The sequence below is a fragment of the Kribbella sp. NPDC004875 genome (assembly GCF_042873375.1).
Classification (GTDB): domain Bacteria; phylum Actinomycetota; class Actinomycetes; order Propionibacteriales; family Kribbellaceae; genus Kribbella.
The window spans coordinates 722,778-742,543 of the sequence record NZ_JBIALI010000002.1; the positions used below are offsets into that span (position 1 = coordinate 722,778).

The following is a 19,766-nucleotide window of genomic DNA, read 5'->3' on the forward strand; positions in this document are numbered from 1 at the left end:
CTGTGCCTGTGGCTGCCGGCCCGCTGAGCTTCCAGGTGGGCGGCTCGACCGTGACCGCGCGGGTGGAGCACGCGTCGAGGACTGGTTTGCATCGGTTCGGCGACGTCCGGCTGGACGGTGTGGAGCCGGCGCCAGAGGAGCTGGTGCGGGTGCTGTCGGCGGATGCGGATCCGGCCGAGATCGAGGACCTGGTGGCGCGGACGGCGGAGTCGGTGCGAAACGTCGACGTGTTCGTCGCCGCGGCCGACGGCGAGCGCGGGCCGGGGCGGTTCCTCGAGACCGAGCAGGCGTTGCTGTTCGGTCATCTGCATCATCCGGCGCCGAAGAGCCGGGACGGACTGAGCGGTGCCGAGCTGGCGGCGTACTCGCCGGAGCTTGGTGGCCGTTTCGCGGTGCACTGGTTCGAGGCCGACGCCGAGCTGGTGTCGTCGGACCAGGTGGCCGGCGCGCCCTCGCTGCAGGGACAGGACGCTGTGCAGCTGATGGGCGCGCTGGCCGGTATCACTCCGTCGTCCGGCCGCGTGCTGATCCCGGCCCACCCGTGGCAGGCCGCGGCGGTGGCCTCGCGGCCGCGGGTGGCCGGCCTGATCGCTGCCGGTCGGGTCAAGGCACTGGGGCCGCAGGGTGCGCAGTGGTACCCGACGTCTTCCTTGCGGACTGTCTTCCATCCGGATCTGCCGGTGATGCTGAAGCTGTCGCTGGGTCTGCGGATCACGAACTCGCGGCGGGAGTCGACGGCGACCGAGCTCCGGCGTGGTCTCGAGATCAACCGACTGCTCGACGCGGCGTACAACGCGGGGACGGCGACGGCGCATCCTCGGTTCACGATCGTCCGCGACCCGGCCTGGGTTGCTCTTGACGAGGGTGGACCCACATTGACCGGTCTTGACGTTGCGGTACGAGAGGTGCCAACAGACGTCAACAGTTATCAATGTCTGGCGGGACTCGTCGCGCCGCGTCCAGGTGGTGCGAGCCGGCTGAGCGCCTTTGCGGCGGAAGATCCGGCCGGGTGGACCGCGGCGTACATCGACAACGTGCTGATCCCGATGCTGCACCTGTACGCCGAGACGGGGATCGGGCTCGAGGCACATCAGCAGAACACCCTGGTGCGGCTGGACGGCCTGGGGCGCATCACGGGCGGTGCGTATCGGGACAACCAGGGGTACTACCTCGCGTCGTCGTACCTGAAGGGTCTGTTGGCGGTCACCGGGCTGCATGACTCGACACTCGCGGTCGTGGACGACCCGATCGTCGACGACCGGCTCACCTACTACCTGCTGCACAACCAGGCGCTTGCCGTCGTCGGCTGTCTGGCGGCGGATGGCGTCGCCGAGGAGGGTGAACTGCTCGGAGTGGTGCGGGATCGGCTGACACTCGCTTTGCCGTTGCTGAAGGCAGCTGGGCCGGACGGTGACCGCCTGGCGCGCCGATGGCTCGAAGCGGACACGCTGCCGTGCAAGGCGAACATGTTGACTCGGCTGCGCGGTATCGACGAGGTAGTAGCGCCGCTGGACGCGCAGTCCGTCTACCTTGACATCCCGAACCCGCTGCGATGAGTGATCTGTTCGAGCTACGCCCCGCAGTACCTGCTGACGCGCCTCGCATCGCACTGTGGATGTCACAGCCTCACGTGCTCCGCTGGTGGCACCAGAGCTGGTCGGTGGAGCGCTGGGCGCAGGAGATCGAGCGACAGGCGGCAGGCGACCACTCCGTCCCCTGCGTGGCCACTGCCGACGCAGAGGAGATCGGGTACGTCGAGCTGTACCGCGTCCGTCACGACCGACTAGCGGAGTACTACCCGTACGACGAGAACGACTGGGGCGTTCACGTGGCGATCGGTGACGTCACCCGCGTCGGCCGGGGTCTGGGACGTCGTCTGCTGCGGGCAGTGGCCGACGCGGTGCTGGCGGACGAACCGGCCTGTCAACGCGTCGTCGCCGAGCCTGACATCGAGAACACACCGTCCGTCCGGGCCTTCCTCGCAGCGGGCTTCGATCGGCACGGGGAGCTACAGCTGCCCGAAAAGACCGCCCTACTGATGGTCCGCACCCGGACTGTGGAGGAGTGACATGTACGACGTGATCGCGATCGGCTGCGGGCCGTTCAACCTCGGACTCGCCGCGCTGGCGTCCGAGGTCGACGACATCGAGCTCGCTGTCCTGGACAGTCGGCCGGAGTTCACCTGGCACCGCGGGCTGATGTTCGAAGACGCGATGCTGCAGGTGTCGTTCCTTGCCGACCTGGTGTCGTTGGTCGAGCCGGCGCACCACCTGTCGTTTCTGTCGTACTTGAAGGACAGTGAGCGGCTGTATCAGTTCTACGTCCGCGAGAAGTTCCATCCGACGCGCCGTGAGTACGAGACGTACCTGCGGTGGTGTGCGGCCCAGTTGGACTCGTTGCACTTCGGTCACCACGTGCGGGACGCAGTCTGGAATGGTGCATCGTTTGAGCTGACCGTGGAACGCGGTGACAGCGTTGAGCAGTTCGAGGCGCGGCATCTGGTCGTTGGCGTCGGTACCGAGCCGTCCGTGCCCGCAGCGCTAGCCGGACTGCCTGCTGAACGCTTCCTGCACTCGGCGGACTACCTGTTCCGACGAGACAACCTGCTGCGCACAGATCACGTGACTGTCGTTGGCTCGGGCCAATCGGGTGCTGAATGCGCACTGGACCTGCTGCGGTCCGAAGGCCCAGCGGTGTCCTGGCTGACGCGTACACCGTCGTTCGCTCCGTTGGACTACTCCAAGCTCGTGCTGGAGATGACGACACCGTCGTACGTCGACTACTTCCACGGACTGGACGAGCCGACGCGTGACCGCCTGGTGAAAGAGCAGTGGCGGCACTACAAAGGCATCTCGTCGGAGACGCTGGACGACATCCACGATGCGTTGTACGCAAGGGATCTGAGCGCTGCACCGGTGCAGCTGCAGTGCGGCGTGGCGGTTGTGTCGGCAGTCGCCCGTGCCGACGGGCTCGAGCTGACGATGCTGCACGCAGACAGCGGGAGGACATTCCAGCACACCACTGACGCGGTAGTCGCCGCGACCGGGTACCGGAACCGGCCGCTGCCGTTCCTGTCCAGCGTGCAGGAGCAGTTGCACCACGACGCTGCGGGTCGGTGGGTGATCAATCGCGACCACAGCGTCGATGCCTCCGAGGCGCTCGCGGGCCGGATCTTCGTGGCCAACGCGGACCTGCACTCTCACGGTGTCGCGGCCCCCGACCTGGGGATCGGTGCCATCCGCAACGCCACGATCCTGAACACCATCGCCGCCCGGGAGATCTTCCGGCTCCCGAAGTCCACCGCGTTCACGACGTTCGGCATCCCCGCATGAACGACGTCTGGACCCGCTCGTCGTCGGAGCTACTCGCGAAGCTGATCTCACAGTTCTGCACCGAGGGACTGCTGGAACCTGAGGGCAATCGTTTGAGCTTCGGCGCGGTGTCGTATGTCTTCGAGGCGACCCGTGGCGGATTCGGCAGCTGGCGGGTCGATCCCGAGTCGATCCGGCGTACCACTTCCGGCATTCTCGGCAACGACGAGAGCGAGATCGCCACCGACCCGATCCAGTTCTTCGTCGAGGCTGCCGCCGTACTGGGGCTCGACGGGTCCACGGTGGCCGGGTACGTCGCCGAGCTGACGAGCACGCTGGCGGCCGACGTACGGATGGCGACGTCAACTGCGCCGGCCGCGGAACTCCTGGGCCTGCATCACAGCCGGCTGGAGGGATACCTGACCGGTCATCCGCTGCTCGTGGCGAACAAGGGCCGTCTCGGCTTCTCCGCCGCCGACAGCGAACGCTACGCTCCCGAGGCCCGCACACCCTTGCGTTTGACGTGGCTCGCCGTACGCCGCGGCCTGGCCGAGTTCCGCGGTACGCCGGACCTCTCGGAGCACTCGGTCATCGGGCGGGAACTTGACCCGGCGACCGCGGAAGCGTTCCGCGCGAAGCTGGACGATCCGGACGCCTACGTCTGGCTGCCGTGTCATCCCTGGCAACTCGACCACGTCGTCCGGACCCAATGGGCGCGCGAGCTGGCGACCGGCGAGATCGTCGTCCTGGGGGAGAGCCCGGACGACTACCTCCCGACCCAGTCGATCCGCACCATGGTCAACGTCGCGCAGCCCGACCGCTACCAGGTCAAGCTGCCGCTGAAGATCCTCAACACCTCGGTGTACCGGGGCATCCCCGAGCACTGCACGTTGGCCGCACCAATGATCACGCAGTGGCTGCGCGGCCTGTGGTCCCGCGACGAGACCTTCCGTGCCCTTGGCACCGAACTCCTCGGTGAGGTCGCCTCCGTGACCGTCCGGCACCCCCAACTCTCGACCCACGCCGGCATCCCGTACCAGTGGACCGAGACACTCGGCTGCATCTGGCGCGACCCCGTCGACGCTCGCCTGCGTGAAGGCGAGACCGTGTGGCCGCTGGCCGCAGTACTCCACCCAGGCTTCACCGCGACCGCGATCAGCCACAGCGGGGCTGACCCGCAGACCTGGCTCAGCCACCTCCTGGCCACCATCCTCCGGCCGCTTCTCCATCTCCTCCACCACTACGGCATCACCGTCAATCCCCACGGTGAGAACCTCGCGATCATCTGCGCGCCCAACGGCCTGCCCGCCCGCCTGGTGATCAAGGACCTGGTCGACGACATCAACATCTCCACCGACAAGATCCTTGCCCGCGGCCCCGAGCCCGACTCCCATGCCCGGGTCCTCCCACGCAAACCCTGGCCCATCCTCCGCCAGTACGTCGTCGACGCCCTCCTCCTCGGCGTCCTCAACCCCCTCTCCGCCCTCGCCCTGATCCCTGAACAAACCTTCTGGGGCCTGGTCCGCGGCGAGGTGGACCGCTACGCCACCGCCCACCCAGAACACACCGCCCGCCTCACCGCCACCGCCCTAACCGCCGAAACCTTCACCCGCTACCCCCTCAACACCTACCGCCTGACCCTCGGCTACACCGACCTCGCCACCCGCCCCCCAATCCCCACCACCGGCACCATCCCCAACCCCCTCCACGCCGCCAAACCCATCCCGCCGCTCGCCTGAGGAATCGACGCCCGCCCGGAATTCCCGGACGGGCGTCGGCTGTCAAGAGGTGATCAGTGCGTCATGATGGTCGCGAGGTTGTAAAGACCGAAGCAGAAGATCAACACAATGCCTACCAGAACCAGAGTGAGCAACTGCTTCCACAGTGAGACCATCAGCACCGCGCTCGAAAGCGCCACCAGTGTTGCGAGAATCTGCGTGTGATGCATGATGTCCCTCTCTTCTTCTCTGTCACTTCCTCGAGGTGTTGTCGTTGGCACCGTCCGGCCGGAGGGTGGCGTTCATCCAAGTAGCCGCACTTCTATTCCACCCGACGACAATCGGCTGTCAATCCACAGGAGTTGGCGGCGGAGAACGCGCCAAATGCGTTTGGTATTGCCCGGCCGGCGGCCGGTCCCGACGATTTGGCGAATGCGGAACGATACGCTGGCGAAGGCCGCCGTACTACTGCCTGCCAGTTGGCAACGCGGCGGTGCCAACTGGCAGGAATCGGGTGGCCGGCGGGCCAAAACTCGTCATGCGGATGGTTGCTCCGGATGAGCGGCAGTCGGATAGTCTCCCACTGTGTCGACGACTGCGCCGGAGCAGGGCATCAAGGTGTCCGTCAGCCTGCCTTCCGTGTCCGAGGACCGGAGGTCCAGGCGTCCCCGACTTATGCTCGATGATTGCCGAAAGCAAGATCCCGAGTTCGAGCGCCTGTTGTCCCGGGTCGCGACCGAGTACGACGTCTACTGGCGGGCCCTCGAAGTGCGGACACTGCTGCATTTACCGCGCGTTGCCCGCGCCGACGGAAGTATGTCCTCAGGTGCGGTATTCGCTGAACTGAGGCGCAATGCGGAACGGTTGCGGACCGACCATTGGGAAATCAAGGATCTCGTTCCGGAGGATGAATTCTTGCTTTCCGATCTGCGTTTCGCCGCGATCGACGGGCGACAAGCGGATCAGATATTCAGCAAGCTTCACTACCTGCGCAGCGCACGGGCCGGCTCGATGAACTTCGCGCTGGTGGACCCGCTGAATCATCTGCCGGTGACGCTGTGCAGCGTGTCTCCTCTGGACTGGGCCAAGGTGGGCAAACGGCTACAGGCGCAGTTCGCTGTTCCGAGCGGCGCGGCCTGGGATGTGTCCCGTGTCTACTCGCACAGCGTCGCGCCGAAGTTCGCGATTTCGCACCTCTTGTCGCGCGTTCGGCAGGTGATGGCGCGGGAGGTTCCGGAGGCGCAGGTCCTGACCACGGCGGTCGACCCGAACCTCGGATTCCTGGGGACCAGTTACCGCGCCGCGAACTGGCAGCAATGGATGTCGATCGAGGCGCGACCCTATCTCTACGTCGATGGTGCCTACGCCAGCCCGCGGCAACTTCGCAGCCATTGGGGCGGCGCGAACCTCACGCAGTTGCGTGGGCAGTATCGCAAGACCGTCTTCGAGCAGAGTCGCGCGAAGCTACTGGATTCGCTGATCTTCTGCTGCCGTCTGCGCGAGGTCACCGAACCCGTTCCGGCCGACCAGCGGCGCCGTATCCGGCGCTGACGCAGGCGAGGTGGTGCTGGCTTCGTTGATGCGGAACGACCGGCCTAGGAGCGCGTCGATACTGCTTCGTGCAGGCATCCAGTCAGGCTGCGAATAGTTGGCCGCCGCACAGGACATGGCCGCGGCTGCCCAGAGGGCGACCTCGCTCGAGAAGACGCCGTTGCTGTCGATGAGCTTGGCTGCGAGGGCAGCGCAGAAAGCGTCGCGTGCGGCGGAGGTCTCCTTGTAGATCGTTGGCACTGTGGGAACACCTATCGGATCCTTGGCACGGTTCGAATAGACGGTGCAGCCGCCGTTGACGAGCAGACACAGGGTGTCGACTCCGAAGGCGAGCAGATTCCGCGCGACAGGATCCGGGTTGAATGGTGCTTGCCCCTGAGCGAACGGCCCGAGTTCCCACGGATGCGCGACGATGTAGTCCATCCGGGAGAGCGCCTCGTGCGATATGCGTTCGTTGCTGTAGGGCTGGCCCGGAGTGACGATCGTCAACGGACGGCTCTCCCGCACGCGATGAGCGATGGAGAGCACTTCCTGGACGGTATCGCGGGGTACTTCGAACGTCATGAGCACCGCATCGCAGGCCTCGATCTGAGCCTGGCAGTCACGCAGGTCGCCGGGGGAGAGATGGATCTCGGCATCGTTACGCCAGTTCACGGCAATGCTGTCGCCGAGTTCCTTTTCGAAGACCCCGGTGAAAGGAGTGCGAGCGCCGCGAACGCGTTTGACGAGAGACGTGTTGACGCGCTTGCGCCGCAGGTACTCGAGAATTTCGTCGCCGAAGCGATCGTCGGCGACAGCGGCGACGAGATAGGTGTCCAGACCCAGATGAGCAGCTGCGACGGCCTGGGTGAGGCCCTTTCCACCTGGAGTCAGATCGAAGCTGTACGCCTCAGTGGAGGTCTCCGGATCAGGCAGGCTTCGCGCCCGGAAGATGACGTCCATGACCGCCCCGCCGACGATGACGACGCTACCTGCTGATTCTCCGTTGCCGGCCACGACGGTGTCGGGCTGCGCACTGTGGCTAGGTTCGTCGACGTAGTTGCGATGGATCAGGGATCCGGCCAGGCTTCGGAGTACGGCGGGCTCGGTGCTGCCACGTAATGAGCGGTCGCTGGGAGCCGCCTCCGGTTCGGTGCCGAGGGCCCGGTGGATGCGATGCCAGTTGTTGAGCAAGGCCTGCCGGCGGCGCGTCACCGAAGGGTTGTACAGCGAGCGAGTGACGTGGACCTCGAGGCCGGCTGCGGCGTACGCCTCCAAATGCAGCCTGAGGCCGAGAATCGCGTCGGCGATGATCTGCTGCGTCCCGACCAGGTCTTCACGAACACAGCTCTGGACCAGCTTGAAAGCCGCCAGTGCCAGGTCGTCGAGCTGGTGAAGAGTGGCGTAATGACGAGTCGCGGCGAGTTCGATCAACGGCGCCGTCAGGCCGGCTCGTTCCGAGCTGAGTCGCTCGAGGGTCAGGCCGTCATGGGTTCGGAGCTTCTCCAGCATGCCGGCGAGCAGCAGCACCTTGTCTGCCTGACTGTCTCTGCCGTCGATCATTCGCTCCCACCGAGCAGGTGTGCTATGGCCCGTTTCGAGATATTATGAGACTGGCGAGTCTCGCGCACGCCTCGCACCGCGAGGTCAATATAGCCATTATGCGGCGGCGCAGGGCCGGTCGCCGTCGGTGCCAGCGCGTCGCCCATTCCTGCCGATTTCGCTCGCAGTGATCGGCTGCCCGGAAATCCGATCCCGTTTTGTTGCGGCAGGCAAAGATTTTCGGGGTGTGGGTAAGTCTGTGGACAAATGCAGGCGGGGTGTTCGGGTGTGGGAACGGGATGGCGGTTGGGTGCGTCTGGTTGGTGTTGTGACGTAGGCTGCTGCGGTCTGTCGATCGGCCAGGTCGGTGGGGCGAACACGGGGAGCACGATGAGTACTGGGCATGTCGAGCTTGCGAGAGCTCAGCAGGAGCGGTGGGAGTCGGCGTACGCGCGGCAGCCGCGGTTGCACGGGACGGAGCCTTCGGCGGCGGCGCGGTGGGCGGTCGACGTCTTCGGTGCCGCCGGCATCGATGACGTGCTGGAGCTGGGCGCGGGGCACGGGCGGGACGCGTTCTTCCTGGCCAGACAGGGATTCAGTGTGCACGCCACCGACTTCAGCGAGGCGGCGCTCGACCAGTTGCGGCAGGAGGCGCAGCGTGAGGGCTTCGACGACCGCGTGACCGCCGCGCTGCACGACGTCCGGGATCCGTTGCCGCCGGCCGATGCCACGGTCGACGCGGTGTTCGCGAATCTCCTGCTGAACATGGCGTTCTCGCCGTCGGAGCTGCGTTCGCTGGTGGCCGAGACGCGCCGGGTGCTCGCTCCGGGTGGCCGGTTCGTGTACGCCGTGTGGTCGACCGACGACCCGTGTTCGCAGCACTGGCAGCAACTGGACGGTGGCCTGTCCATGCACGACGGGTTCGTGGGGCGGTTCTTCGACGACGCGCTGGTGACCGAGCTCGGCGAGAACTGGCGGCTCGACGACGCGACGCCGTACCAGGAAGGGCAGCGGCGGATGCTCCGGGTCACGATGACGAAGCAGGAGTAAAGCTGAAGCCGGGTCTAGGAGCGCCGGTTCCGAACAGGTGACGTTGTCTCGGGTTTCGGCGCGCCAGATTGCGGTGTGGTCACCAAAGCGAAAAGTTGCATTGACGAACCGGACCGGTTCCGACAGGCTCTGTCCGCGTCTCACCTTCAAGCATCGGAGATACAGCAATGCAGTGGTACATCGACGTCCTGAAGAAGTACGCCGTGTTCGACGGACGGGCCCGGCGCAAAGAGTACTGGATGTTCGTGCTCTTCAGCGCGATCGTTTCGATCATCCTGTCCATCCTGGACAAGATCCTCGGGCTCGACTTCGGCGGCAACAGCTCGTCCGGCTGGCTCTCGACGCTGTACAGCCTCGCGGTCCTGCTGCCCACGATCGGTGTCGCGATCCGGCGTATGCACGACACCAACCGTTCCGGCTGGTGGATCCTGATCAACCTGATCCCGTGTGTCGGGTTCATCTGGTTCATCGTGCTGGCGGCCCAGGAGGGGACCGCCGGTGACAACCAGTACGGTCCGGACCCGAAGGGTGCCGAGCGGTTCGGCGGCCCGGGCCAGGCGGGGCCGGCCGAGCCGGGCTACCCGACCGTCTGACGGAGTACGACGGCAAGCGCAGAAAAGAACGCCCCCGCGACCGAACCGGTCGCGGGGGCGTTCTGCGTCAGTTGGCCTGGCTGACGCTCGACATGTTGAAGTCGGGCACCAGTAGCGGCGGCGTCGCCGTCCGCGAGAAGTAGTCGCCCCACTCCCGCGAGAACGACGGCACCGTGGCGCCCGCGCCTGTGAACCGGGCCAGCAGGTCGACCGGGCTCTCGTTGAACCGGAAGTTGTTCACCGCTCCGGTCACCTCGCCGTTCTCGACCAGGTACACGCCGTCGCGCGTCAGACCGGTGAGCAGCAGCGTCTGCGGGTCGACCATCCGGATGTACCAGAGGCAGGTCAGCAACAGACCGTTGTCGAGTCCGGCCACCAGGTCGTCGGTGGAACCGCTCGCGCCGTCCACCGTGACGACGTAGTTGTCGATGTCCGGCGTCGCCGTCGGTACGTCGATCAGCTCAGCCGTGAACCGGCTCGTCATCAGGTGCTCGAGCTTCCCGCCACGGATCCAGTCCGTCGCCGCGAGACTCAACCCGTTGTCGAACACGCTCGACGAACCGCCGGACGAGCGGGCCACCGCGAACGCGAACGTCTCGAGGCCGGCCAGCGCCGGGTCCGAGTGCAGGGACACCGGCTGCGGCGACAGGGTGTCGCCGAGCCGGGTGCCGCCGCCGGACCTCGAGAACACCGTCCGGCCCTCGAACGCGTCCCGCCCGTCGAGCTGCCAGAACAGGTACGTCATCAGGTCCGCGACCGCGGCGGGCGGCAGGATCGTCGCGTGCCGGCCGGCGTCGACCGAGACCGAGCGCCCGGCCCAGCCGAGCCGGCGGGTCAGCTCGGCGTCGAGGGCGAGCGCGTCTACGTCGCTGAAGTCGCGCGTCGCGGTGCCGACCCAGGCCGAGTGGCTGAGGTCGGCGTTCTTGCCGGTCGACGAGACGTAGCCGCGGGGCAGCGCCTGACGCAGCCGCAGTCCGGTGGAGGAGCCGACGTACAGCGTGACGACCTCGTGGTTCGCGAACCCGTACAGGCGGCGCTTCTCCGCGTCGGCGCGCTTCAGCGACTCGCCGAGTGTGGGCGCGAACTTCTCGTACACGCCCACGGTGGTGACCTCGGGCTCCAGGTCCCAGTCGGCGGTCACGGTGCCGTCGACGAGCGGGCGGGCGTCCTCGGCGGGGCCGGCCGCGCGGGCGGTCGCGATGGCCGCCGAGACGAGCTCGCGCAACGTGTCCTCGGTGACCGACGAGCGGCCGATGACGCCGGCCGCCGTACCCTCGCCGGAGCCGACGGTGGCGATCACGGTCACGCTCGAGCCGCGCATCGCGCCGTTCGTGGTGAGCGTGTTGTTCGCCCAGCGCAGGTTGGTGCTGGAGGTCTCCGCGACGATCACGACGCAGCCGTCGGCGCCTTCCGCCGCGGCGAGTGCGAGACCCCGCTCGATGGTGTCCTGCGGGGTGAGTTGAATGCCCGTCACCGGCCGGCCTCCTGAGTGGTGTTGAGAATGCGGACGCCGCGGAACAGCGCGGACGGACAACCGTGGCTGACGGCGCCGGACTGACCCGGCTCGGCCTTGCCGCAGTTCAGAGCGCCGCCGAGGACGTACGTCTGCGGGCCGCCGACTGCCTCCATCGAGCCCCAGAAGTCGGTCGTGGTGGCCTGGTAGGCGACGTCGCGGAGCTGACCGTCGAGCTTGCCGTCGGTGATCTTGTAGAACCGCTGGCCGGTGAACTGGAAGTTGTACCGCTGCATGTCGATCGACCACGACTTGTCACCGACGATGTAGATCCCGTTCTTGACCCGGCTGATCAGCTCCTCCGTCGAGGGGCCGCCGGCGGCGGGCTGCAGCGAGACGTTGGCCATCCGCTGGATCGGGATGTGGCCCGAGGAGTCGGCGTACGCACAGCCGTTGGAGCGCGGGGTGCCGAGCACGTCCTCGTTCTTCTTCGCCATCCGGCGGTCGACCTGGTAGCCGACCAGGATGCCGTCCTTGACCAGGTCCCACTGCTGGCCGGCCACGCCCTCGTCGTCGTACCCGACGGTGGACAGGCCGTGTTCGGCGGTGCGGTCGCCGGTGACGTGCATGACCGGTGAGCCGTACTTCAGCGTGCCGAGCTTGTCGAGGGTGGCGAAACTGGTGCCGGCGTAGTTCGCCTCGTAGCCGAGCGCGCGGTCCAGCTCGGTCGCGTGGCCGATCGACTCGTGGATGGTGAGCCACAGGTTCGACGGGTCGATGACGACGTCGTACGCGCCGGCCTCGACGGTCGGGGCGGCCATCTTCTCGGCCAGCCAGCCGGGGATCCGGGCGAGCTCGTCGTCCCAGTTCCAGCCGGTGCCGGTCATGTACTCCCAGCCGCGGCCGGCCGGGGGAGCGGTGGACGACATCGAGTCGAACCGGTCCTCGGCGACCGCGTGCGCGGTGATGTCCGGGCCGATCCGGACCCGCTGCTGCGTGTACGACGTCCCGGCCGTGTTCGCGTAGTACTTGCACTCGTGGATCGTGGCGACGTGGACGCTCACGTGCGCGACGCCGTCCGCCGTGAGCAGCCGGTCGCTGTAGTCGGTGAGCAGCGCGACCTTCTCCGCCCGCGGCACGCTGAACGGGTCGATCTCGTACGCCGAGATCCAGGTGACGTCGTCGTACACGGGCTCGTCGGCGAGCTCGATCGTCTCGGCGTTGATCGGCCGGGACACCTGGGCCATGTTCACCGCCTGCTCGGCGAGACTGACCGCTTCGTCGACCGTGAGCGCTACTCCGGCGGCGAAGCCCCAGGTGCCGTCGTGGATGACGCGCACCGCGAGGCCGAGGTCCTCGTCGTCCTTGGCGCTCTCCAGCACGCTGTCACGCAGGGAGATGGATTCGGACCGGATCCGCTCCAGCCGGAACTCGGCGAACGTCGCGCCGAGATCGCGGGCGCGCTGCAGGGCGGCCGCGGCCAGCTCCTGCCGGGGGAGAGCGAGGAATGCTGCGTCGATATCAGGCACGAAACCGACCTTATACAGCTGCTCGCCGAAGCCACGAAGGTTATCCCCAGGCTTACAGCCGAGCCGCGAGTTCGAAGCCGTCGAACAAGCGGCCGCCGTACGGCGCCAGAATGCGGTCCACCTCGTCCACCAAGTCCGTCGATCGGAGGCCGGTCATCAGCGCCGCCGCGTGATCGGTGCCGTGTGCAACGTCGTACGCCGTGACCTCGCGCAGCAACCCCTTGCCGGTGCCGGACCAGTGGCCGGCGCCGGTCAGCAACAGCCGCGCCGCGTCCTGCCACAGGACCGACGCGATCGCCAGGCGGGTGTCACCTGTCGCATCGGCCAGATCGTCCACCAGGTTGGTGATCGTGTAGCGCAACAGGTCCAACTCGTCCGCGGACAACGGACGGGGACCGGCCACCACCTCGGCCCGGAACTCGTACAGCAGACGCGCCCCGGTTCCATCCGTGTCCAGCAGTACGACGGATTCGCCGACCAACCGCATCATCGTCGGCTGCCGCCGGTCGTGGTCCTTGTCGGCGAAATAACGCAGCGACTTCTCGGTGTGCACGAACAGTTCGACCGGCCAACCGCCGTACTCCAGCGACCGTCGTCGCGGCGCCGGCGGGCCGTCGAGCAGCACGGTGATGTCCAGGTCGGACGTCGGACCGGCGTCGCCACGCACCACGCTTCCGCCCAGCCACGCGGCTCGGGCGTCCGGATACAGCTCGTCGACGAGTTGGCGTGCCAGGTCCATCAGGACAGTGTCAGCCATCGCAGGAGTTCACGGTACGCATTTGCCGGCGGGATGTGACCGCCCACGTAGTACCGGCGCAGCCAGCCACGAGGTGCGGTTGCGGCGCGGATCAGCTCGTTCCTCGTCCTCGGTCGGCTCCGGACCGTCGACGATGGCCGGTGCGATACTGCCGGTGATCGCGCAGCGGGTGACGCGGTCCGGCAACAGGGCGGCGCAGGCCAACGCGTGCGGTCCGCCTCCCGAGCCGCCGGTGACGACGAAGCGTTCCCACCCGAAGGCGTCCGCCAGGGCTACCGCGTCGTCGACCACGGACGCCACTGTCCGGCCGGGCCGGCGCGTGGATCCGCCGTACCCCGGCCGGTCCGGCACTGCCATCCACAGGCCGGAGGCCTCGATCGCCTCGACCGCGTCCGGGCGCTTCCAGCGCGTGCTCGGCGAGCCACCGAAGGAGAGTGCGGGAAGGCCGCCCGCCGTGCCGTAAACGGCGTACAGCACGATCCGGTCGCCGACCTGCAGGAGTCCCTCCACGTGCGGAGCGTAACCGGCCGACCAGAGCTAACCGAATCTGGAGTTATCGACCTGAGATTCTCGGAATTCGAGATGCGAGCACGGTGGTGGAAGGATGCGGCCTAGGTTTTGTCGGCTGCAGCTTCGAACCTGTCGGGAGTACTTGTGAGTTCCTCGGTCGCCGGGACCGTATCGCCCACCCGGCAGGCGTTGCGCCGGCTACGGCGCGACCGCAGCGCGCGGATCGGCGTCGCGCTGGTCGGTCTGCTGGTCGTGATCGCGGCGGCGGCGCCGCTGCTGGTCGCTCTGTCGGGTCAGGACGCGACGACGTACCACATCGATCTGCTCGATCCGGCCCGCGGGAACGCGCCGCAGGGCGCCCTCGGCGGGGTGAGCGGCAGCCACTGGTTCGGGGTGGAGCCGCTGACCGGCCGGGACCTGTTCGCGATCGTCGTCCTCGGCCTCCGTACGTCGCTGTTCATCGCGGTCGTGGTCACCGCGATCACGACGGTGGTCGGCACCCTGGTCGGGATCAGCGCGGCGTACCTCGGCGGCTGGTACGACGCGGTCGTGTCGCGGCTGCTCGACTTCCTGTTCGGGTTCCCGCAGCTCGTCTTCATGATTGCCCTCGGCATCATCGTTCCGGCGCGGTTCCCGCGCTGGCTGCTGCTGATCCTGGTGCTGAGCTTCTTCGGCTGGGCCGGCCTGGCCCGATTGATCCGGAACCAGGCGCGCTCGCTGGTCGCCCGCGAGTTCGTCGAGGCGGCCCGCAGCGTCGGCTCGACCGGCTGGATGGTGATCACCCGCGAACTGCTGCCGAACCTGCTCGGCCCGGTCCTGGTGATCGCGACGCTGGCGATCCCGGGGTACATCGGCGCCGAGGCCGCGCTGTCCTTCCTGGGCGTCGGCGTACCACCGCCGACACCGAGTCTCGGCCGCTCGATCTCGGACTCGATCGCCTGGGTCTACACCGGCGCCGACCCGTGGTTCCTGCTGTTCCCGGGCATGATGCTGTTCTTCGCCGTGCTCGGCTTCACGCTGCTCGGTGACGGGGTGCGGGACGCGTTCGACGTCCGGTTGCGGAGGACGAACTGATGCCCGGTCTCGTCTGGTTCGTCATCCGGCGCCTGTTCGCCGCGCTGCTGGTGATGCTCGCGCTGAGCCTCGCCGTCTACCTGGTCTTCTACGCGATCCCGGCCGACCCGGCCCACCTCGCGTGCGGCAAGCCCTGTACGCCGGACCGCCTCGAGCAGGCCCGGCACTTCATGCAGCTCGACCAGAGCACCCTGCAGCAGTACCTGAGCTTCCTCAAGGGCATCTTCGCCGGCCGCACCTTCGGCGACGGTACGGCGGCTGTGCACTGCGACGCCCCGTGCTTCGGGTACTCGTTCCCGCTGGCTCGACCGGTCACCACCCTGATCCTCGACCGGCTGCCGATCACCGCCTCGATCGCGCTCGGTGCCGCCGTACTGTGGCTGGTGCTCGGTGTCTCGCTCGGCGTGGTCGCGGCGCTGAACCGGGGCCGCTTCCTCGACCGGGCGGCCGTGGGGGTCGCGCTGCTCGGGGTGTCGACGCCGTCCTTCCTGCTCGGTCTGCTGGCGATCCTCGTGTTCGGGTTCTGGCTGAACATGGTCCCGGTGAACGGCTACGTGCCGCTGACCGAGAGCCCGGTCGACTGGGCCTGGCACCTGATCACGCCGTGGATCGTGCTGGCGATCCTGCAGGCGGCGTCGTACATCCGGCTGACCCGGTCGCAGATGCTCGAGGAGCTGAACCTCGACTACATCACCAGCGCCCGGGCGAAGGGGGCCGGCGAGGCGCGGGTGGTGCTGACGCACGGTCTGCGCGGCGTACTGGTGCCGGTGGTGACGCTGTTCGGCCTCGATCTCGGCGCGCTGCTCGGCGGTGCCATCCTGACCGAGAAGGTGTTCAGCATGCAGGGTCTCGGCGACCTGCTGATCACCGCGGTCGGTCAGCTCGACGTGGCCGTGGTCGTCGGCGTCACGTTGTTCTCGGCGTTCCTGATCATCCTCGCGAATCTGGTGGTGGACGTGGTGCACGGTGTGCTCGACCCGCGGGTGAGTCATGGCTGAGCCGGTACTCGAGGTCCACGACCTGCGCGTCACGTTCAGCACCGAGGGCGGCCCGGTGCCGGCCGTCGACGGCATCGACTTCGCGGTCGCGCCGGGGGAGACGCTGGCGATCGTCGGCGAGTCCGGCTCCGGCAAGAGCGTCAGCTCGGCCGCGGTGATGGGGCTGCTGCCGTCGAACGCCGAGGTCACCGGCGAGGTGCTGCTCAACGGCCGCGAGCTGAACGGCCTGCCGAACGACGACCTGCGCAAGATCCGCGGCAACGACATCGCGATGGTCTTCCAGGACGCCCTGTCCGCGCTGAACCCGTACTACAGCGTCGGCTGGCAGGTCGCCGAGGCGTACCGGCTGCACCACGACGTCTCCAAGAAGGTGGCGCGGCAGCGGGCCGTCGAGATGCTCGACAAGGTCGGCATCCCGGACGCCGCCCGGCGGGCGGACAGTTACCCCCACGAGTTCTCCGGGGGAATGCGGCAGCGGGTCGTGATTGCTATGGCTCTGGTGAACGACCCCAGAGTGCTGATCGCGGACGAGCCGACGACCGCACTCGACGTCACCGTGCAGGCGCAGATCATGCGCCTGCTCGACGACGTCCAGGCGGAGTTCGGGACGGCCCTGATCCTGATCTCGCACGATCTCGGGGTGGTCGCCGAGGTCGCGGACGACGTGCTGGTGATGTACGCCGGGCGCGCGGCCGAGCGTGGCACCGTGCGGGACCTGTTCTTCCGAGCGGCGCACCCGTACAGCCTGGGCCTGCTCGGTGCGATGCCGCGGGTCGACGTACCGCCGAAGCCGCGGCTGACCACGATTCCGGGGAGCCCGCCGACGCCGGGTGCGATCACGACCGGCTGCCCGTTCCAGCCGCGCTGCGCCTACACGCATCTGGTCGGTGAGCGGTGCATCACCGAGCGTCCGGAGCTGACGCCGCGGCCCGGTGAGGGCGACCACGAGGCCGCCTGTCATCTGGGCCGCCGTCCGGAGGTGATCCTGTGAGCACCGTGAGTACTCGGCGGGATACGGACGAGCTGCTGCATCTGAAGGACGTCAAGAAGTACTTCGGTCTGCGCGGCGTGCCGTGGCAGAAGGCGCAGGCGGTGCGCGCGGTCGACGGTGTGAGCCTGCTCGTCCGCAAGGGCGAGACGCTCGGCCTGGTCGGCGAGTCCGGCTCGGGCAAGTCGACGCTCGCCCGGGTCGCCACCCGGCTGCTCGACCCGACCCAGGGCCGGGTCGAGATCGGCGGCGAGGACGTCACCACGGTCCGCGGCCGCCGGCTGCGCCCGATCCGCCGCCGGGTCCAGATGGTGTTCCAGGACCCGCAGGCCTCGCTCAACCCGCGGCAGTCGGTCGGCACCATCCTGAGTACGCCGTTCCGCGCGCAGGGTATCCGCCCCACGCGGGCACAGCTCGTCGAACTGCTCGAGCAGGTCGGACTCGCCGAGCAGCACCTCGAGCGTTACCCGCACGAGTTCTCCGGCGGCCAGCGGCAGCGGATCGGGATCGCCCGAGCGCTGTCGGTGAAGCCCGAGCTGCTGGTCTGCGACGAGCCGGTGTCGGCGCTGGACGTCTCGGTGCAGGCCCAGGTGCTGAATCTGCTCGCCGACCTGCGGGACGAGCTCGGTCTGTCGTACGTGCTCGTCGCGCACGACCTGGCCGTCGTACGCCAGGTCGCCGACCGGATCGCGGTGATGTACCTCGGCACGATCGTCGAGGAAGGCCCCGCCGCGGAGGTGTACGACGCCCCGGCGCATCCGTACACGAAGGCGTTGCTGTCCGCCGTACCCGTGCCCGAACCCGGAGTGGTCCGGGATCGGATCGTGCTGACCGGCGACGTACCCACCCCCATCTCGCCGCCGTCCGGATGCCCCTTCCGGACCCGGTGCTACAAGGCGCAGGACGTGTGCGCGACCGAACGACCGGTGCTCGAGCTCGTCGAGGGCTCCACCGAACACCGGGCCGCCTGCTACTTCCCTGAGCCCCCCACCCCTGAGAGGACCCCATGAAACGCATAACCCGAGCGGTAGCGGTCGCTGCCGCGTTGGCGCTGGCGGCGGCCGCGTGCAATGCCAACGACAAGAGCACCTCCGGGGCCGGCAGCACCGCCGCCGCGGAGCAGGGTGGAACCTTCCACATCCTGACCACCAGCAAGGAGATCAGCCTCGACCCGGCCAAGAGCCAGAACCTCGGGATCAGCTCGATCCACCTGGTGCTGCGCGGCCTGACGTCGTGGAAGACCTCGCCGGACAAGGCGGCCGAACTGGTCCCGGACCTGGCCACCGACACCGGTCAGGTCAGCGACGGCGGCAAGACCTGGACGTACAAGCTGAAGCCCGGTCTGAAGTACGCCGACGGTTCGCCGATCGTTGCCGCTGACATCAAGTACGGCATCGAGCGGTCGTTCGCGCCGGAACTGTCCGGCGGTCTCGGCTACCACAAGTCGCTGCTCGTCGGCGGTGACAAGTACACCGGTCCGTACAAGGGCGGCGAGCTCGCGTCGGTCGAGACCCCCGACGACACCACGATCGTCTTCAAGCTGAACAAGCCGTACGGCGACTGGCCGTGGGTCGCCAGCATGCCGGCGTTCTCGCCGGTGCCGAAGAAGGCCGACACCGACCCGGCGCACTACGGCGAGAAGCCGGTCGCCAGCGGTCCGTACCAGGTGAAGTCGTACGCCCCCGGCTCGAAGCTCGAGCTGGAGCGCAACCCGAACTGGGACAAGTCCACCGACCAGGCCCGCACCGGCCTGCCGGACTCGATCGTGCTCGACATGGGCCTGCAGCCCAACGTGGTCAACCAGCGGCTGATCGCCGACGCCGGCGACGACAAGTTCGCCGCCACCACCGGTACGTCGGTCCCGGCCTCGCTGATCCCGACGGTCAACGGCAACCCTGCCGTCAAGGCCCGCGTCGCGACCTCGCCGGCCGGTGCGCTCGAGTACCTGGCGATGAACACCAAGCGCCCGGCGCTCGCCAACCCGGCGGTCCGCAAGGCGATCGAGTACGCCGTCGACAAGCAGGCGGTCCAGGTCGCCGAGGGCGGACCGGAATTCGGCGGTGAGATCGCGAGCACACTGATCACGCCGGGCATCCCGGGGTACAACAAGTTCGACCTGTACCAGGCGCCGCCGGCCGGTGACCCGGAGAAGGCCAAGCAGATGCTGGCGGCGGCCGGGGTGAGCAACCTGAACCTCGTACTGGTGGCCGACAACAGCACCGGGCTGGACGTCGCGCAGGCGATCCAGCAGGGTCTGAAGCGGGCCGGCATCACTGTTCAGATCAAGCCGCTCGACAGCGAGCCGCTGACCGACCTGATCACCGGCAACAAGCCCGACTTCGACCTGACGGTGTCCAGTTGGCTGCCCGACTTCCCGAGCGCGATCGGCAACATCCAGCCGCTGTTCGCATCCTCGGAGATCGGCAACGGCGGGTACAACATCTCCCGCTACTCCAACCCCGCGGTCGACTCCGGGATCGCGGCCGCGACCGCCGAGACCGACCGCGACAAGGCCGCCGGCCTGTGGGCCGCGCTGGACAAGCAGATCCTGCAAGACGCGCCGGTCGTCCCGCTGGTCTATGCCCGCAACGCGTTCCTGCACGGCTCGAAGGTGCAGAACTTCTACCTGTCCTCATACCCGCCGTACCCCAACCAACTGATCATCGGCCTGAGCAAGTAACAGGCACGCCACACCGGCCCCGGGATGAGTAAG

At 67.8% G+C, this 19,766-nt stretch carries 18 protein-coding genes; 12 read left to right on the top strand and 6 right to left on the bottom strand.

The genetic code is table 11. From position 1 onward, the window contains the following. Window positions 1-2: 2 nt before the first annotated feature. Genes ACFYRH_RS14495 through ACFYRH_RS14510 form a run of 4 tightly spaced genes read left to right on the top strand, consistent with a single transcriptional unit; the run spans window position 3 to window position 5,050 of the window. A complete protein-coding gene (locus ACFYRH_RS14495) occupies window positions 3-1,556 on the top strand; it encodes an IucA/IucC family protein (protein ID WP_387773676.1) in 1,554 nt (517 codons plus the stop codon). After that, entirely contained in the window at window positions 1,553-2,068 is a 516-nt protein-coding gene (locus ACFYRH_RS14500; protein WP_387773679.1) for a GNAT family N-acetyltransferase, read from the top strand. Before ACFYRH_RS14495 ends, ACFYRH_RS14500 begins: the two co-directional genes overlap by 4 nt. 1 nt (window position 2,069) lies before the next feature. Continuing rightward, the gene (locus ACFYRH_RS14505) at window positions 2,070-3,332 is read left to right on the top strand and encodes a lysine N(6)-hydroxylase/L-ornithine N(5)-oxygenase family protein (protein ID WP_387773682.1); all 1,263 of its coding nucleotides are present in this window, start codon (window positions 2,070-2,072) and stop codon (window positions 3,330-3,332) included. Next, a complete protein-coding gene (locus tag ACFYRH_RS14510; protein WP_387773685.1) occupies window positions 3,329-5,050 on the top strand; it encodes an IucA/IucC family protein in 1,722 nt (573 codons plus the stop codon). Before ACFYRH_RS14505 ends, ACFYRH_RS14510 begins: the two co-directional genes overlap by 4 nt. Before the next feature lie 53 nt (window positions 5,051-5,103). Here the strand turns inward: ACFYRH_RS14510 and ACFYRH_RS14515 are convergent, their stop codons facing one another. After that, entirely contained in the window at window positions 5,104-5,259 is a 156-nt protein-coding gene (locus ACFYRH_RS14515; RefSeq protein WP_387773688.1) for a hypothetical protein, read from the bottom strand. A 355-nt stretch (window positions 5,260-5,614) separates the two neighbouring features. On the opposite strand from ACFYRH_RS14515, the gene ACFYRH_RS14520 reads away from it, so the two are divergent. Continuing rightward, complete coding sequence (locus ACFYRH_RS14520; RefSeq protein ID WP_387773691.1) at window positions 5,615-6,580, top strand: hypothetical protein; 966 nt, start codon at window positions 5,615-5,617, stop codon at window positions 6,578-6,580. Here the strand turns inward: ACFYRH_RS14520 and ACFYRH_RS14525 are convergent. Continuing rightward, the gene (locus ACFYRH_RS14525) at window positions 6,494-8,122 is read right to left on the bottom strand and encodes a PfkB family carbohydrate kinase (RefSeq protein ID WP_387773694.1); all 1,629 of its coding nucleotides are present in this window, start codon (window positions 8,120-8,122) and stop codon (window positions 6,494-6,496) included. The two genes, ACFYRH_RS14520 and ACFYRH_RS14525, sit on opposite strands and share 87 nt — an antisense overlap. 369 nt (window positions 8,123-8,491) lie before the next feature. On the opposite strand from ACFYRH_RS14525, the gene ACFYRH_RS14530 reads away from it, so the two are divergent. Together ACFYRH_RS14530 and ACFYRH_RS14535 are read left to right on the top strand one after the other, a co-directional pair. Beyond that, entirely contained in the window at window positions 8,492-9,151 is a 660-nt protein-coding gene (locus ACFYRH_RS14530) for a class I SAM-dependent methyltransferase (RefSeq protein WP_387773697.1), read from the top strand. A 167-nt stretch (window positions 9,152-9,318) separates the two neighbouring features. After that, window positions 9,319-9,744 carry a DUF805 domain-containing protein gene (locus tag ACFYRH_RS14535; protein WP_387773700.1) on the top strand — a complete coding sequence of 142 codons (426 nt, stop codon included), beginning with the start codon at window positions 9,319-9,321 and terminating at the stop codon, window positions 9,742-9,744. Window positions 9,745-9,811: 67 nt separating this feature from the next. On the opposite strand, the gene ACFYRH_RS14540 is transcribed toward ACFYRH_RS14535, so the two are convergent. From ACFYRH_RS14540 to ACFYRH_RS14555, 4 genes are read right to left on the bottom strand one after another with little or no spacing between them, the layout of a single operon-like run. Continuing rightward, on the bottom strand, window positions 9,812-11,218 hold the full coding sequence (locus tag ACFYRH_RS14540) for a metallopeptidase TldD-related protein (protein ID WP_387773703.1): 1,407 nt from the start codon (window positions 11,216-11,218) through the stop codon (window positions 9,812-9,814). Beyond that, on the bottom strand, window positions 11,215-12,726 hold the full coding sequence (locus ACFYRH_RS14545; protein ID WP_387773706.1) for a TldD/PmbA family protein: 1,512 nt from the start codon (window positions 12,724-12,726) through the stop codon (window positions 11,215-11,217). The genes ACFYRH_RS14540 and ACFYRH_RS14545 overlap by 4 nt, the downstream gene beginning before the upstream one ends. Before the next feature lie 52 nt (window positions 12,727-12,778). Then, on the bottom strand, window positions 12,779-13,483 hold the full coding sequence (locus ACFYRH_RS14550; RefSeq protein WP_387773709.1) for a nucleotidyltransferase domain-containing protein: 705 nt from the start codon (window positions 13,481-13,483) through the stop codon (window positions 12,779-12,781). Window positions 13,484-13,492: 9 nt separating this feature from the next. After that, window positions 13,493-13,993, bottom strand: coding sequence for an alpha/beta fold hydrolase (locus ACFYRH_RS14555; protein ID WP_387773712.1), 501 nt, complete (start codon window positions 13,991-13,993; stop codon window positions 13,493-13,495). 144 nt (window positions 13,994-14,137) lie between these two features. On the opposite strand from ACFYRH_RS14555, the gene ACFYRH_RS14560 reads away from it, so the two are divergent. From ACFYRH_RS14560 to ACFYRH_RS14580, 5 genes are read left to right on the top strand one after another with little or no spacing between them, the layout of a single operon-like run. Next, on the top strand, window positions 14,138-15,067 hold the full coding sequence (locus ACFYRH_RS14560; RefSeq protein ID WP_387773715.1) for an ABC transporter permease: 930 nt from the start codon (window positions 14,138-14,140) through the stop codon (window positions 15,065-15,067). Continuing rightward, a complete protein-coding gene (locus tag ACFYRH_RS14565; protein WP_387773718.1) occupies window positions 15,067-16,065 on the top strand; it encodes an ABC transporter permease in 999 nt (332 codons plus the stop codon). The genes ACFYRH_RS14560 and ACFYRH_RS14565 overlap by 1 nt, the downstream gene beginning before the upstream one ends. After that, a complete protein-coding gene (locus tag ACFYRH_RS14570; RefSeq protein ID WP_387773721.1) occupies window positions 16,058-17,056 on the top strand; it encodes an ABC transporter ATP-binding protein in 999 nt (332 codons plus the stop codon). The genes ACFYRH_RS14565 and ACFYRH_RS14570 overlap by 8 nt, the downstream gene beginning before the upstream one ends. Then, entirely contained in the window at window positions 17,053-18,063 is a 1,011-nt protein-coding gene (locus ACFYRH_RS14575; RefSeq protein ID WP_387773724.1) for an ABC transporter ATP-binding protein, read from the top strand. Before ACFYRH_RS14570 ends, ACFYRH_RS14575 begins: the two co-directional genes overlap by 4 nt. Beyond that, window positions 18,060-19,733, top strand: coding sequence for an ABC transporter substrate-binding protein (locus ACFYRH_RS14580; protein ID WP_387773727.1), 1,674 nt, complete (start codon window positions 18,060-18,062; stop codon window positions 19,731-19,733). The genes ACFYRH_RS14575 and ACFYRH_RS14580 overlap by 4 nt, the downstream gene beginning before the upstream one ends. The last annotated feature ends 33 nt before the right edge of the window (window positions 19,734-19,766 follow it).

What these genes read in the sequence shown, in the direction of transcription:
- ACFYRH_RS14500 (WP_387773679.1), top strand. Translation starts at nt 1,553, where the DNA reads ATGAGTGATCTGTTCGAGCTACGCCCCGCAGTACCTGCTGACGCGCCT.
- ACFYRH_RS14505 (WP_387773682.1), top strand. Translation starts at nt 2,070, where the DNA reads ATGTACGACGTGATCGCGATCGGCTGCGGGCCGTTCAACCTCGGACTC.
- ACFYRH_RS14510 (WP_387773685.1), top strand. Translation starts at nt 3,329, where the DNA reads ATGAACGACGTCTGGACCCGCTCGTCGTCGGAGCTACTCGCGAAGCTG.
- ACFYRH_RS14515 (WP_387773688.1), bottom strand. Translation starts at nt 5,259, where the DNA reads ATGCATCACACGCAGATTCTCGCAACACTGGTGGCGCTTTCGAGCGCG.
- ACFYRH_RS14525 (WP_387773694.1), bottom strand. Translation starts at nt 8,122, where the DNA reads ATGATCGACGGCAGAGACAGTCAGGCAGACAAGGTGCTGCTGCTCGCC.
- ACFYRH_RS14530 (WP_387773697.1), top strand. Translation starts at nt 8,492, where the DNA reads ATGAGTACTGGGCATGTCGAGCTTGCGAGAGCTCAGCAGGAGCGGTGG.
- ACFYRH_RS14535 (WP_387773700.1), top strand. Translation starts at nt 9,319, where the DNA reads ATGCAGTGGTACATCGACGTCCTGAAGAAGTACGCCGTGTTCGACGGA.
- ACFYRH_RS14550 (WP_387773709.1), bottom strand. Translation starts at nt 13,483, where the DNA reads ATGGCTGACACTGTCCTGATGGACCTGGCACGCCAACTCGTCGACGAG.
- ACFYRH_RS14565 (WP_387773718.1), top strand. Translation starts at nt 15,067, where the DNA reads ATGCCCGGTCTCGTCTGGTTCGTCATCCGGCGCCTGTTCGCCGCGCTG.
- ACFYRH_RS14570 (WP_387773721.1), top strand. Translation starts at nt 16,058, where the DNA reads ATGGCTGAGCCGGTACTCGAGGTCCACGACCTGCGCGTCACGTTCAGC.
- ACFYRH_RS14580 (WP_387773727.1), top strand. Translation starts at nt 18,060, where the DNA reads ATGAAACGCATAACCCGAGCGGTAGCGGTCGCTGCCGCGTTGGCGCTG.